The following is a 13,192-nucleotide window of genomic DNA, read 5'->3' as shown; positions in this document are numbered from 1 at the left end:
GCCCATCGAAATTAGCCCTTGATATCTCTTCTATCTCATTTAGGACGAAAAGAGGGGGACGGATTCACATGAGAGGGAGAAGGTGGAGTCGAAGGGGTCACTTTTTTTCTCTGATTGTAATTCTGAACCACCTGATCGGTAATGTTCATATACCTCTTATAATAATAAGCACTTCTCTCCTCTACTACCAGATCATAGCCATCGCGAGATGCGATCTGAGCAAGCACATCTTTGATCTCATTATAGATGGGATTGATCGCCTTAGCCCTATCAGCATCCAACTGACTCGAATAGGCCATAAATTTCGCTTGCAGATCGGCACTATCTCTCTGCCATATCTCGAGCTGAGCCTGCAATTTCTTTCTGGACTCGTCATTGCGAGGGGGATTACTCATCTGCTTATCAAGATTTTCTTTTTCTTTGGCCAGCTTCTGCTGTTTTTCATTGAGCTCGCGCTGCCGTGTATCAAATTCGCTTTTCAATTTCGCTTGGGCGCGCAGTCCCTCTTCTGTCTGCGCAATAGCCCGCTCCATATCGATCACAGCAATCCTGCTCTTCCCATCGCCTTTCACATCTGGAGCAACTTTCACCTCAGGAGTCATACCAGACTTACTTTCAGGGGCGCCCTTCGCTTGACCGACTTTTCCGGCTAGCAAGATCAAAGGGAGAAAAAAGACTGGAGGAGAAGGCAAATAAGAGTAGAATATCCGTTTCATATTTACCTGATAGCTAGCGAAAGAGTGATACACGGTCAAGAGAGAAGGGAGGAGCAAGGGAGATTGGAGCAGAATCATCAGGTCCAGGACAGGAAGAAGGAGAGCACCACTGTTCTGGCAATTCGACTTGCACAGTTGCATAACTTAAGGAGAATTCTGCCTTCAAATAACGAGCAAGGCGTGCAGCAAGAGCTGGATCGGGTTCACTCATTTTTACGTGAACGCTGATAGCGTAACAATCCGCACCGAGTGTCCATACGTGTAAATCATGCACTTCACACACATCAACAACCTGCTTAATGGCATGATAGATAGCATCAATAGAAAGGTGAGAAGGGGCCGCTTCAAGAAGAACCAGAAAAGCGTCCCACAGAAGGCGAAAGGTACCTAGAAAAAGGATAAAAGCAACTGCAAAGCTAGCCACTCCATCAATCCAAGTTTTACCGAACCACTGCAATGTAATCGCTGTGATCAAAACGATCCCTGAGCCGAGTATATCGCCAAGCATGTGAAGACGAACCCCTCGCACATTAAGGTCCCCATCGGTACCACACGAATACCCTCCCCCTTTCTGAATACCAATTGTGCCACGGAGAATGAACAGTCCAATCACCTTCGTACAAACAACCAAAAGAGAAGCCCAAAGCATAAGACCTGATTCAGGAATGGCGTCTATTTGAACCTCTTCCACCGCTTTCGCAAGAATATGAGCGAGCAGCTCCAGCACAAAAAAAACACTAAAAATAGCAGTAAGAGGTTCAGCTCTTCGGAGTCCGTACGTAAATCGAGCCGAGGGTTTCCAAGTAGCGAGACACACAGCGAGAAGATTGATCCCAATCAAAAAAACATCCATTAGGAGATGGACTGCATCCGCTTGAAGAACACGACTACGAGCATACAATCCCGCTGCTAATTCCACGAAAAAAAGGACACTGAGAAGCAGGGTAACACCGAGTAAACGACGTGTCTGCTCCACTCTTTGAGGAGGAGGGTTTACCTTCCACTCAGCCTTCATCACAGGCTCTCGCTGTGAGCTACTATTCATCGGACTCCCTACCTGTTAGAATTATCTTTTTGAGTCGCACCATCATTTGGAGAAGCGGGCATATCATTATTTCCTCTTCCAGCGTAAATGAAACTATTTAAAAATAGCAAATGAGCAAAAAACTCCCCTTTCTTTAAAAAGCCATACAAGATTATCTTGTTTTCTCTCAATGAGGATAGATTTTAACTCGTTCGTTCCATACAATCACTGACTGCGTTTGCAGTAGCAATCACCAAAGGAAGAATGACCACATAATCCATTCGAGTGGGGCTAATGATCCACAGGGATCCAGCAGACTGTCCGTGTTCTCGATAAGCCGCCCCCACAAATGCAAGCTGCCCTCTCGTAAGTTCCCTCACATCCCGTCCAACTTTAACAGTAAAGCCTCTAGTTTCGAGGGTTGTTTCCAACAATCGGATCATTGTGTTCGTTCTTCGAGAGCGAACGATCTCTTTAACGATCAGCTTCAGCAAATTCCCTCTTCTCCAAAAGCCGTTCTTTCCCTTCAATCACGAGATCAATAGACTGATTTCCAGCACTTTCCACCACCCTTTCTCTCAACTCAAAAAGCTGACGATAGAGCTGATTGGGATCAGCTTGTTCGGTAATTTTCCGAGCAAACAATGCCATTAATAATTAAGCGTGCGCCCTTCGATCACTTCACCGAGAAGGTTATGAACTCGACTCAATTCCTCCTCGGTTAACAAAGAATCGATAAACTGATGTTGCACCGAACTATTCGCCATGACCAAAACAGCAAGCAATTCCCTGGATTCGTTCGAACAAAACGCATTTGTTTTAAAACAATGGTATCAATTCGTGGAGTAGTCACAATCGCTGTAGTGTCTGTTAATTCGCTCGGCAACTTCCCTATCTTACGCAATAGATCATCACCAGATTGACAAGAATCGAAATAGTGACAGATTTCACTGTCCTGCACCTTGGAAATCGAGCGCGTTTCCATCAGCACATCAATAAAGAAGTGGGATGCAGTATTTATCGGCGCTCGCCTTGCACTCGGATGGGGTTAATGGAGGGAGAAATCCCATTATCTTCTAAATGACTGAGAATATTCCTTATGCTTGCTGGAGAAAGATGAAGGCCTGTTTTTTCTGAAAGCACTCGCGAACCGACGGGTTCTCCTGTAGTAATATGCTCCAGGATCACACACCGAAGGATTTGACGAGCACGCAAGTTGATCGATACAACGGTTCGATTGATATCTCTGATTTTATCATCAGCTTACGATGCTTGCTCCCAAGACGAACGAGAAACAAATAAAGAAACCCCTCCCGTTCTATCTTTTTGCTATTTTTTGCTTCCTAGCTTGCCATCCATCCCGCCCTTCTTCCTATCCTCGTCCCCCCACTCCTGCTACCCGCGCTACTTCTTATTTTTTCCTTAATCCAATCACATGTCAAAATGAACTTAACCGCCGTCAAATCCGATGGCAGGCCGCAGAGGCAGTAGCCGGAGTCCGAACTCCAGTACGCTTGATGAGTCCACTACATGGGATTCAATTCCATAGCCCGTTACCGCCATCAAAACGGAACCACACATTGCAAGAAATTTTTGATTGCAGAATGTTACTCGCTCTCGATGATTTTGCAGCGCTACTTGCCCCCTATCGGGTTGTCGAAGTGATTTATATTTCCGCCTACCGCCACCCTCCTCCCCATTGGACCTTACAGCATGGGAAAACACGTCATCCTGCAGGGCTCGCCATTGATATCGCCACTTTTATTTTTTCCGACGGTTCTTCCATTCAGGTTAAAGACCATTTCTATGGTCGCATTGGCGATACAACCTGTGGTTCCAAAGCCAATCCACCCACTTCCTTGATCCCTCAAGCTTTGATTTTAAGAAAGATCATTTGTAAAACAGCAACCGCAAAAGTTTTTAACGTTTTATTAACGCCCAACTACAATGCAGCTCATCGCGATCATTTTCATTTTGACATTTCACATCAAGCTTCTTTCTTTGTACGGTAACCTAAAAATTTATCTTTTCTCGTTTTCTTGACAGCAAATATCCTCTCCTTCACAATCTCTTTCAAATTGTAGAGAAAAAGAGGCGTTGTCACCTCACTCAACCAAGAGAGATTTCGCGTGACCATACCCTTGCTTATCATTGATGATAACACCATTATTCGCAAAACATTTGAAATGACCTTCGGCCCCGAAGGATTTCAAGTCAGTACGGCAGCGAGCTGTTCTGCAGCTGCTTCTTTATTAGAAACTCATCCTCGAATTCTATTTATTGATATTCATCTTGCCGATCAAGAGCGTTATGCTTTTTGCAAACAGATCCGTCGACAAGACCGATATGTAGGAATCATTCTTTTAACAAGCCAGTTTCACCCTTTTGACGAAGAAAAAGGGAAACTAGCCGGTGCAGATGACCACCTGGTCAAACCTTTCGAAGCCCATCACGCTCTCGAGAAAGTACACCATCTTTTGGTCGTCAAAGATCTCGCCCGCTTGACCCACCCTGCCCCTCTCGCTCACGCTTCCCCCCCTGCTGTCCCCTCTCCTCCTCCCACTGCTCTTCGGGTATTCAATGCATCCTCCGCCGAAAGCCATCACCCTCCTAACCTCAAATCACCCCTTCCTCGCGCTACCTATCCCAGTCCGCTTGCAGTCCTCTCTCCTCCTTCTATCTCATGTTTCGCTCTCTCTTCCGCATCACCATCAAGTCTTACGCCATCTTCCAAAAAAGAAGAGCACATCCTACCTTCAAAAGTTTCCTCTTCTATTTTATCCGATCCAGTAAGCCGTATCTCCCCCCCTCTCCCCATCATCACTTCGAGAGTCCCCACAGCTCCAACAGAAGAGCACCCCCTCTCTTCCGCTCCACTCCCTCCCCCCTCTGTTCTTGTCACCCCTTCTTCTATCCCTGTAACCCCTCCTCCCCCTTCTACCCGTCTACCTTCCCTCTCCAACCAAGCCAGCATACCGCCGCCGCTACCCTCCTTACAATCAATCCCCCCCCTTCCTCCCTCCTCTCCTCCCCCCCCTTCTCTTCACTCCTCCAAGGTCTCGAAGATCATTCAGGATGAAATCCTCTACAAAATAGAAGGACTCCCTCTCACTCCAAAGCAAATAGAAGGATTCTTAATCCTCTCCCAACAAGCGATCGAGAAAGCCATAAAAGAAATCATTCCTTCTTTAGTCAAAGAGCTCATTCAACAAGAGTTGGATGTTCTGATAAGAGAAAAGTAAAGGAAACTTATAAATTGCGTTACAGCAGGGATCCCTGCCCGATTTCATGCTATGTCAGCTGCATGAGTGATTTCTTTACATCCCCTTTAACGAAGGGCTACGATCCAAAAGCAATTGAAGAGCCATGGTATTCTTTCTGGGAAAAGAATGGGATTTTCGAAGCCAGCCACGATCCAAAAGAAACACGACCTTCTTATGTTATCCCCATGCCTCCACCCAATGTGACAGGCTCTTTACACATGGGACACGCTCTTTTCTGCACTCTCCAAGATATTCTCGTGCGTTACCACCGAATGGATGGATACAATACGCTCTGGCAACCCGGTATTGATCACGCAGGAATCGCAACACAGACTGTCGTGGAGCGCCAACTCGCACGCGAGGGGAAGAATCGATTTGATTTAGGGCGATTGGAATTTGAGCAAAGGGTGTGGCAGTGGAAAGAAGAAAGCGGTGGAAGAATTCAAGAGCAGTTGCGGCTCATAGGCGCCTCGTCTGATTGGAAGCGCTCGAAGTTTACTATGGACCCCGATATGAGCGAGGCGGTGCGCGAGGCCTTCGTTCAACTGCATGAAGCAGGACTCATGTATCGCGCTACCCGCCTCATTAACTGGTGTCCGGAATGCCGTACAGCGCTTAGCGATCTGGAAGTTAACAACGAAGGGGAAACCGAAGGGGAGCTGTTTTTCTTCGCCTATCCCTTAGAAGAAGGACAAGGGGAGCTTGTTGTCTCCACAACGCGTCCAGAGACGATGTTAGCCGATACAGCAGTCGCAGTCCATCCACAGGACCCGCGCTATCTATCACTACACGGAAAGTATGTCATCCATCCCTTTGTCGACCGAAAAATCCCAATCATCACCGATCCGATCTTAGTCGACCCCATGTTTGGGACAGGCGCTGTCAAAGTAACTCCTGCACACGACTTTAACGACTTCGAAGCTGGAAAACGAAATCAACTGGAAGAGCTCAACCTGTTCCACCTAGACGGCACCCTCAATGAACAAGGTGGCCCATTCCAAGGGTTCGATCGATTCAAGGCACGCAAAAAAGTTAAACAAGCGCTCATAGAACGGGGATTCGCGCGTGGCGCTCGACCTCACCGCATGACCTTACCCCGCTGTCAGCGATCCGGTGGAGTGATCGAACCGATGCTTTCGACTCAGTGGTTTCTCCGCATGAAGCAGATGGCAGAACAGGCGATCGAGGCGATTCATAGTGGACAGACTATAATTTTACCGACTGAATGGACCAAAACGTATCTTCATTTTTTAGAAAACATACAAGATTGGTGCGTTTCCCGACAGCTGTGGTGGGGGCACCAGATCCCTGCCTGGTATGGACTTCAGGGAGAAATCCGGGTTGCTCGAAGCCGGCCAGCTGAATGCGGAGAAGGATGGGTCCAAGATGGAGATGTCCTCGACACATGGTTCTCTGCCGCGCTCTGGCCTTTTTCAACGCTCGGTTGGCCCAAGCGCACTGCTGCACTGCAAACATTCTATCCAGCCAGTGATCTCGAGACAGGCTACGATATTCTATTTTTTTGGGTTGCCCGAATGATGATGTTTGGCATCCATTTCATGGGGGCTCCCCCCTTTAAGCGGGTGCTTCTCCACGGATTAATTGTAGACGAGACCGGCTGCAAAATGAGCAAAGTGAAAGGGAATGTGATTGATCCGCTCGATCTCATTCAAGGGGCCAGTTTTGACGAAATCCTTCAAAAAACCTCTCCCTGCGCTTCAAAAGCAGAGGCCCTGCAGCAATTCAAAGCGGCTTATCCTTCGACAGCGACAATGGGGATCGGATTCCCTGCCTTTGGTGCAGATGCACTTCGCTTTACGCTGGCTACTTTTTCTCCGAATCAGCCTCGGATCAGTTTAGCCCCTAAAAAAATAGAAGGCTACCGGTATTTCGCTAACAAAATCTGGAACGCAATGCGCTATGCATTAGACCATATTCAGGGGACGGAAGTGAATTCTGGTATTCATTCGCCCCACAGCACGCAATCACCTGACTGGTTTTACAATCGATGGATTCTTTGTCAGCTCGAAAAAACCATACGAGCTGTCCGCAATGGCCTTGACCAATTCCGAATAGACGATGCAGCACACGCTTTTTATCAATTTTTTTGGAATGATGTATGCGATTGGTATCTTGAATTGACCAAAATGGTGTTCACCCACTCTGAGAGCCCTTACCGATCACATCACGCCGAAACCAAAAAAACATTGGCGGCGGTGATGGAGGCTTCTCTACGGCTTCTCCATCCTTTTATGCCGTTTCTCACGGAAGAACTATGGCAACGGCTCCCCAAATCGAAACCCCACCCTATTTCCATTGCCATCGCTCCTTTCCCTCACGCAGCATCCCTCGAGGGAGATGAGAAAAGTTCCCATATGTTTCACACCATGGAAATACTCCAAACCATCATCAGTGCAGCAAGAACCCTTCGCAGCCAATATGAAGTTCCTCCTTCGAGTGTGATTCCGATCGATATCCGAGTCGAAGAGAGTCTCATCCCCTTGCTCACAGAGCACACATATGTGATTGAGAAACTCACCAAAGCGACACCTCTTCACTTTCACACGGAACGCACCACTTCACGACCAGCAGGAACTTCCTTCACAGTTATCCCCACTTTAAAAGAGACCATCGAGGTGATCGTTCATCTGAAGGGATTTGTCTCTGCAGAAAAAGAAAAAGCGAGAATCGACCGAGCCTTGCGAAAGCTAGAAAAAGATCTTGCTGCCATTAACCGAAAGCTTAACAATCCAGATTTCTTTGACCGAGCTCCTCAAAATGTAGTGAACGAGGCGGAAGCACAACGCAAATCACTCCTTGAAGCAAAAGAATATCTCGAACAAGCCTTTCAACTCGCCCAAGAACTCGAAAACACAGAGAAATCATAAAGGTACCAGTTTCTACCATGACAGATTATTCCGCATCCGAAACAGAAAACCCTTCTCTTGAGCCACAGGCTCATCCATTTTCTCCGCCTCAGGAAAAATCCCTTCCTTTTTCTCCATTTTATCCAAGCGTATGGAAGGGAAGTCTTCTCGCTTTCTTTTCGCTGCTGTCCGTTTTCCTGATGATGGCGCACAATCAACATCTGACTTTAGGGGTGCCCATCGGGGCTTGCTTATTGATAATAGCCACAGGGGGGATCTTGCATGCGATTGGCACGCTTTACACCCCTTCCGTACCACCTACCCATTCTGTCTCTCTCTCCAAGCTCAAATCCCCTCTGGGGTTCTTTATAGCAGCCCTACTCAGCTTTTGGGGGGCCCTGGTAGGAGCCGTTCATGGGCCTGGCTACCCGTGGTGCTGGGGGATTTTGATTCTGCTCAGCTTTACTAGCGTTGTCATCACATTCTTTCAATTGGGGGTTCGTCTAGGCCCATGGAAAGAGGATGAATATGGGATTTTCCGCCCTTTCTGGAAACGCCACGGTTTTTGGCTGATCACTACAGCCGGTGTCCTGTACTTGCCAACGCTCGGTGCTTTCTCCCTTTGGGATCCTTGGGAGTCCCACTACGGAGAGGTCGCGCGGGAGGTGCTTGCCCGAGATGATTGGATTTCCCTCTGGTGGGCTCAAGATGGTTGGTTCTGGTCTAAGCCTGTTCTGAATTTCTGGGTACAGGCACTCATGATGGCAAGCACTGGAGTCCACTACGAGCCCGATCAAGTGTTGCGAGGGATTTGGGGGGCTAGCGCTCACCCTGAATGGGCCATGCGCATCCCCCATGCACTCTTGTCCATTTTAAGCGTCTATCTTCTCTACAAAGGAGTCGCCAGAGTTTTTGGAAGGAATACCGCCTTCTTAGGAGGATTTGCTCTCCTCACGACGCCTCAATGGTATTTTATCACCCATCAGATCATGACGGACATGCTCCTTGTGGGCTGTATGGCAAGCGGGATGGGGCTTCTTTTGATGGGCCTTCACACACCAGCCGATGCACTTGCCAAATCCTATGAAATTACGCATGGGAAGCGTACATTCCACGTCTCTAGCTGGCATCTCGCAATAGGAGCAATCCTCCTTGCCACAATCCCCCAGATTCTCTATCTGTTCTCTCGGCATACCGATCTCGTGATAAGTGGAGAAGGCTCCTTTGGGCTGCATCTCCACTGGGATGAGTTCACCAGTGGATCCCACAATAATTGCACTCTTCCTGGAAATGAGCCCTGCTCTTCCCAAATACCCGCTAGCGTGCCGAGATCGGCGCGAGGCGAGGACACACTCTTCACCTTCTTGCAGAGACTTTTTGTCGCTTTCGAACCAGTTATGCAAGGGTTGCTCTGGTCGTGCGCCTTAGGACTCCTCCTATTCATCAATATTCATGAACGAAGACAACAGGCTATCTATTACTTAGGAGTCTGGTTTTTTGCTGCTTTAGCGACTCTTGGAAAAGGTCCCGCCGGCTTTGTCCTCCCTTTATCCTGCGTGCTGGTCTATGGACTCGCTCAAAAACAGTGGCACAAGCTGCTCCAATTGAAACTGGGAAGCGGTTTGCTGATCATCACGGTCGTGGCAATCCCGTGGTACATTGCGATGTTTGTCAGGCATGGTCCACCCTTTATCGATCGTCTTATCTTCCACGACATGATCAATCGAGCCTTCGCCCACGTACACGACACCAACGAAGGGGATGACATCTCATTCCGATTTTACATATGGCAGCTCGGATACGCACTATTCCCCTGGTCAGGCCTCGCCCCCTTTGGCCTTACGTATTGGCTCCGCTCCAGCGCTTCTCAAGCAAAAGAGAAGACAGATGTAGCCGTCCTCCTCGGCATGTGGGCTTTTCTAGCCTTTTTTCTCTTTGCATCGATGGGTACAAAATTCCACCACTATATCTCTCCTGTCCTTCCACCAACTACTATGCTGATCGGGATTGTGCTCAGTTCCTGCCTTGATAGGGGCCGAATCACGTGGTTTCAAGCAGCAGAAGGGGCGGCCTCCCCCCCTAAGTCCTTATCCTCTCATGAATCCCTCATGATGGGAGTTGCTTGTATTTCCTCCGCCATCTTTGTAGGGCTGATCGGTCGCGATCTGATCGTCCCTAAACAGGCTGGATTCGATCATCCAGGGGCGATCCGTTTTGTCCATCTATTTACTTATAACTACCGTCGCCCCTGGCCTACCTCTCTAGACTTTTCCCAAACGTTGATGGTCTTTACAGCGGTGGCTTCCCTCCTTAGCATCGGCCTCGCCATCCCTCGGACTCGAATCCAAAGTCTAGTTGCCTTCTACCTCTTTTCATTTATCTGGGCACTCTGGGGACTCAACAGCTATATGCTCAAAACAGCACCTCATTGGGGACAGCGAGAAGTCATTGAGACTTATTACCGAGCTCGGAAAAACCAGGACGAACTGCTGGTAGCCTACCAAATGAACTGGAAAGGTGAAAATTTCTACACAGGCAATCGAATTCCGGCCTTTGTCTCCACAAGAACACCATTCACCAATTGGCTCCAGAAGAAACGGGAAGAGAACGTCAAAGTCATGTTCTTCATTACGGAGAGAAACCGTGCCCAATGGCTCCGTTCAGAAGTAAAGCCGAAGTCCTATGAAGAATTAACGTCTGCCTCCCTCTGCAATAAATTTATTCTCATCCGCACGGAACTCTAACCTATAGGTTCTGTCCGTCTAAAGAATCCCCATCACCTGGATCAATGCACTTCAGCATGCTGCTAAGCACCCAACAACCCTCTAGGGACAAGACTACCCTCGAGGCGCACTTCCTTCCTCTTGGAATCTTTCTTTAAATCTCACATGGAAGAGTTTTCCATCCTTGATCCGCCTTCTTCCCCACTAAGGAGAAAAGGCAAACATCGATCAGGTCACCTGCCAGTGCCATCGCATAAAAGAGAAGCGCTACATATAGCATGCCACCAATCCAGCGATCGAACGGCCATACGATCCCTGAAGCTACACCTCAAGGCTAGAAACACCAAAAAAGAAACGAGAGCCCAACGCATTCAAGCAGAAAATCGGTGAGGGAAAAGCCGTCTCGCTAAGTCTGTAACCAGCATCCGATCAGGATCGAGACGCTCTTTAATAGCAAAAAACGCATCCAATGGCTCCGTGCCGTAGGCAGGCTCAATCTCTTCCGGAATTAATATAGCATCCTTCGCTAGATAGAATTTACCCCCCTTCGCTATGACACGCTCGGATAGAATGCGTGTCATAGCGAGTAAACGCTTGTGATGAGAAGCAACCACAGGAAAATCGAGCGCCAAAGAATATCCATCCAACGCATGTGTAAGTAAGAATGGATCTTTTCTATGCCGCTTGAGTACACCCAAATAGGAAGGGAGGTTTTCTCGAAGGCAGAGAGTTAGGATCTCCCTGAATAAAGAGAGCGCTGAATGGGCTGGAGCAAAAATTTGGTACTGAATAAATCCTCCCTTTCCATAAGCCAAGCGCCAGTGAGGGACATAATCGAGCAAAAAAGAGAAGGCTACATGAGACTGCAAATAGCTCTTCTGCTTGCTCACAAGCGCCGAGTAATATTTGGCCGCATTGATGAAAGCAACTCCGGGGTTGTGCATCCACAAGGACATCACTCGCCACAAATATTTGCGGGGAACTCCGAGGATTATTGGGGGGAGTGTCTGACGCTCAATATGTAATGAATCGAGACCACAAGGATCATGCTCTTGCTGGAGATAATTGGCTTGATGGATAACCCCACGACCAAGGCCAGCACCTCCACACGTGCAGTCTACCCATCCCACTAGATAATCGGAATCAGGCAGACATTGCTCGAAAATCGCAAACATCTCTTCAATCCCTCGAGCAATCAACGGCGTCACGCGGAGTAAACCGCTCTCCACTTTCTTCAGCTTCAGCCGGACCCGAACAATCGCCCCGAGAAGACCTAATCCACCAATCGCTGCATAAAAAAGATCGGCATTTTCTTGAGGTGAACAGTAGAACCTTTCTCCACGGATAGTAACCAGATCAAAATCGAGCACATGCTCTCCAAAAGAGCCTGCACGGAAGTTGTTCTTTCCGTGAATGTTCATGCTCAAACATCCCCCCATCGTAGGGAACATCGTACCAGGCACAACAGCAGGCCACCATCCATCCTCAAGCGTACGCCTCCATAATCCTTCTATGGTAAGCCCAGCCTCCATTTCTGCAATCCCACGGACAGGATCCCACTGGAGCATACGATTGAGCCGCCCCGTGTGGAGCACAAGCCCAGACTGGCTAAGAGCCGCATCCCCATAGCTACGACCCGATCCGCGAAAGGCCACAGAAAGCCCTTCCCGCCGAGCCTGTTGAAGGATCTGGACAAGCTCCTCAGCAGAATCGGGCTCTGCATACCTGGAAGAGGAATAGACAGAGCGACCGAATCCATCAAGCACCCGCCACGGAGCATACGAGCGAAGGGGGAGAGGAGAAGAATGCATCACCTGCCCCTTTCAGAAACTGAGGCGACGGAAAATAAAAGAAGGGATATTCCGTACAACCCAAGCAATCAATCCCCATCGGAAAGGGACGTATTGGGAAGCCCCTACCCCTTTCTGAGCAATCGCCAAGGATTGAGAAGCTGCTTCTTCAGCAGAAATGAGCCAGAATAGGCCAGGTTTCCCTTTGGTCATCGCAGTATCTACAAAACCAGGCTTGATGGTCACTACATTCACACCATAGCGTGAGAGGCGATTGCGGAGCGATTCCTGATACGTGCTGAGCGCAGCTTTCGTAGCGCAATAGCCGGGATTCCCTCGCCGTCCCCTCTCTCCTGCAATGCTGGAGATCACCATCAAGGTACCACTCCTCCGAGCTTCAAAAAAAGGGGCCGCGACGTTTAGCCACCCCATAGCCCCGAGAAGATTGACCTCAACCATTTTACGATCTTTAACAAATGAATATTCGTTTTCTTTCAGAGGAGGCATCACCCCCGCCGCATAGACTAACATATCAAGCCCCCCCATGCGCGCTACAATCTTTTCAAATAGCGGAGCAATCTCTTCAAACGACGTTACATCATGGGGATAAGCATCCACCTGCCCCAATCCACATTCACGAGTTACTCGGCAGATCCGTTCAAGCTTATCCTGACGGCGCCCGAGGATTGACACATACTCTCCTTGCGTCGCCAACTGAAGCGCCAATGCTTCCCCTATCCCAGAAGAAGCACCCACCACAATCGACCGCATAAATGGACCAGCAACCATCCCTCCTAACTGGCTCAATA

At 48.6% G+C, this 13,192-nt stretch carries 11 protein-coding genes and 1 pseudogene; 4 read left to right on the top strand and 8 right to left on the bottom strand.

Annotated features, from left to right (window positions below; all coding sequences use genetic code 11):
* Nucleotides 1-35: 35 nt before the first annotated feature.
* The 6 genes and pseudogenes from BCY86_RS03915 to BCY86_RS03900 form a co-directional block, all read right to left on the bottom strand.
* Nucleotides 36-716, bottom strand: coding sequence for an OmpH/Skp family outer membrane protein (locus tag BCY86_RS03915; RefSeq protein ID WP_172824790.1), 681 nt, complete (start codon nt 714-716; stop codon nt 36-38).
* Between the two features lie 13 nt (nt 717-729).
* Nucleotides 730-1,761, bottom strand: coding sequence for a cation diffusion facilitator family transporter (locus tag BCY86_RS03910; RefSeq protein ID WP_083604174.1), 1,032 nt, complete (start codon nt 1,759-1,761; stop codon nt 730-732).
* Nucleotides 1,762-1,943: 182 nt separating this feature from the next.
* A complete protein-coding gene (locus BCY86_RS03905) occupies nt 1,944-2,234 on the bottom strand; it encodes a hypothetical protein (protein ID WP_156865057.1) in 291 nt (96 codons plus the stop codon).
* A complete protein-coding gene (locus BCY86_RS09725; protein WP_156865056.1) occupies nt 2,215-2,391 on the bottom strand; it encodes a hypothetical protein in 177 nt (58 codons plus the stop codon). The genes BCY86_RS03905 and BCY86_RS09725 overlap by 20 nt, the downstream gene beginning before the upstream one ends.
* Nucleotides 2,391-2,725: pseudogene (locus BCY86_RS10600) on the bottom strand (hypothetical protein). The gene BCY86_RS09725 and the pseudogene BCY86_RS10600 overlap by 1 nt, the downstream one beginning before the upstream one ends.
* Before the next feature lie 32 nt (nt 2,726-2,757).
* A complete protein-coding gene (locus BCY86_RS03900) occupies nt 2,758-2,955 on the bottom strand; it encodes a hypothetical protein (protein WP_075276548.1) in 198 nt (65 codons plus the stop codon).
* 53 nt (nt 2,956-3,008) lie between these two features.
* Between BCY86_RS03900 and BCY86_RS03895 the strand changes: the two genes are divergently transcribed.
* The 4 genes from BCY86_RS03895 to BCY86_RS03880 all read left to right on the top strand — a co-directional run bounded on the left by BCY86_RS03895 (nt 3,009) and on the right by BCY86_RS03880 (nt 10,614).
* Complete coding sequence (locus tag BCY86_RS03895; RefSeq protein WP_075276547.1) at nt 3,009-3,752, top strand: extensin family protein; 744 nt, start codon at nt 3,009-3,011, stop codon at nt 3,750-3,752.
* 117 nt (nt 3,753-3,869) lie between these two features.
* The gene (locus BCY86_RS10520; protein ID WP_156865054.1) at nt 3,870-4,982 is read left to right on the top strand and encodes a response regulator transcription factor; all 1,113 of its coding nucleotides are present in this window, start codon (nt 3,870-3,872) and stop codon (nt 4,980-4,982) included.
* A gap of 62 nt (nt 4,983-5,044) precedes the next feature.
* Nucleotides 5,045-7,891 (top strand): valine--tRNA ligase, encoded by a 2,847-nt coding sequence (locus BCY86_RS03885; RefSeq protein WP_075276545.1) that lies wholly within the window; start codon nt 5,045-5,047, stop codon nt 7,889-7,891.
* Between the two features lie 17 nt (nt 7,892-7,908).
* Nucleotides 7,909-10,614, top strand: a complete 2,706-nt coding sequence (locus BCY86_RS03880; protein ID WP_075276544.1) for a glycosyltransferase family 39 protein — start codon at nt 7,909-7,911, stop codon at nt 10,612-10,614.
* 350 nt (nt 10,615-10,964) lie between these two features.
* Here the strand turns inward: BCY86_RS03880 and BCY86_RS03875 are convergent, their stop codons facing one another.
* Nucleotides 10,965-12,404, bottom strand: coding sequence for an FAD-binding oxidoreductase (locus BCY86_RS03875; RefSeq protein WP_075276543.1), 1,440 nt, complete (start codon nt 12,402-12,404; stop codon nt 10,965-10,967).
* 12 nt (nt 12,405-12,416) lie between these two features.
* Nucleotides 12,417-13,172 (bottom strand): SDR family NAD(P)-dependent oxidoreductase, encoded by a 756-nt coding sequence (locus BCY86_RS03870; RefSeq protein WP_075276542.1) that lies wholly within the window; start codon nt 13,170-13,172, stop codon nt 12,417-12,419.
* Between the last annotated feature and the right edge of the window lie 20 nt (nt 13,173-13,192).

Origin of the sequence: Pajaroellobacter abortibovis, from assembly GCF_001931505.1 — a bacterium.
Lineage (GTDB): Bacteria > Myxococcota_A > Polyangia > Polyangiales > Polyangiaceae > Pajaroellobacter > Pajaroellobacter abortibovis.
The sequence above is the reverse complement of the archived record's forward strand: the minus strand, read 5'-3'. Positions and strand labels throughout refer to the sequence as shown.

Coding starts and splice junctions, on each gene's coding strand:
- BCY86_RS03915 (WP_172824790.1), bottom strand. CDS start 716: ATGAAACGGATATTCTACTCTTATTTGCCTTCTCCTCCAGTCTTTTTT.
- BCY86_RS03885 (WP_075276545.1), top strand. CDS start 5,045: ATGAGTGATTTCTTTACATCCCCTTTAACGAAGGGCTACGATCCAAAA.
- BCY86_RS03910 (WP_083604174.1), bottom strand. CDS start 1,761: ATGAATAGTAGCTCACAGCGAGAGCCTGTGATGAAGGCTGAGTGGAAG.
- BCY86_RS03895 (WP_075276547.1), top strand. CDS start 3,009: ATGCTTGCTCCCAAGACGAACGAGAAACAAATAAAGAAACCCCTCCCG.
- BCY86_RS03875 (WP_075276543.1), bottom strand. CDS start 12,404: ATGCATTCTTCTCCTCTCCCCCTTCGCTCGTATGCTCCGTGGCGGGTG.
- BCY86_RS03880 (WP_075276544.1), top strand. CDS start 7,909: ATGACAGATTATTCCGCATCCGAAACAGAAAACCCTTCTCTTGAGCCA.
- BCY86_RS09725 (WP_156865056.1), bottom strand. CDS start 2,391: ATGGCATTGTTTGCTCGGAAAATTACCGAACAAGCTGATCCCAATCAG.
- BCY86_RS03870 (WP_075276542.1), bottom strand. CDS start 13,172: ATGGTTGCTGGTCCATTTATGCGGTCGATTGTGGTGGGTGCTTCTTCT.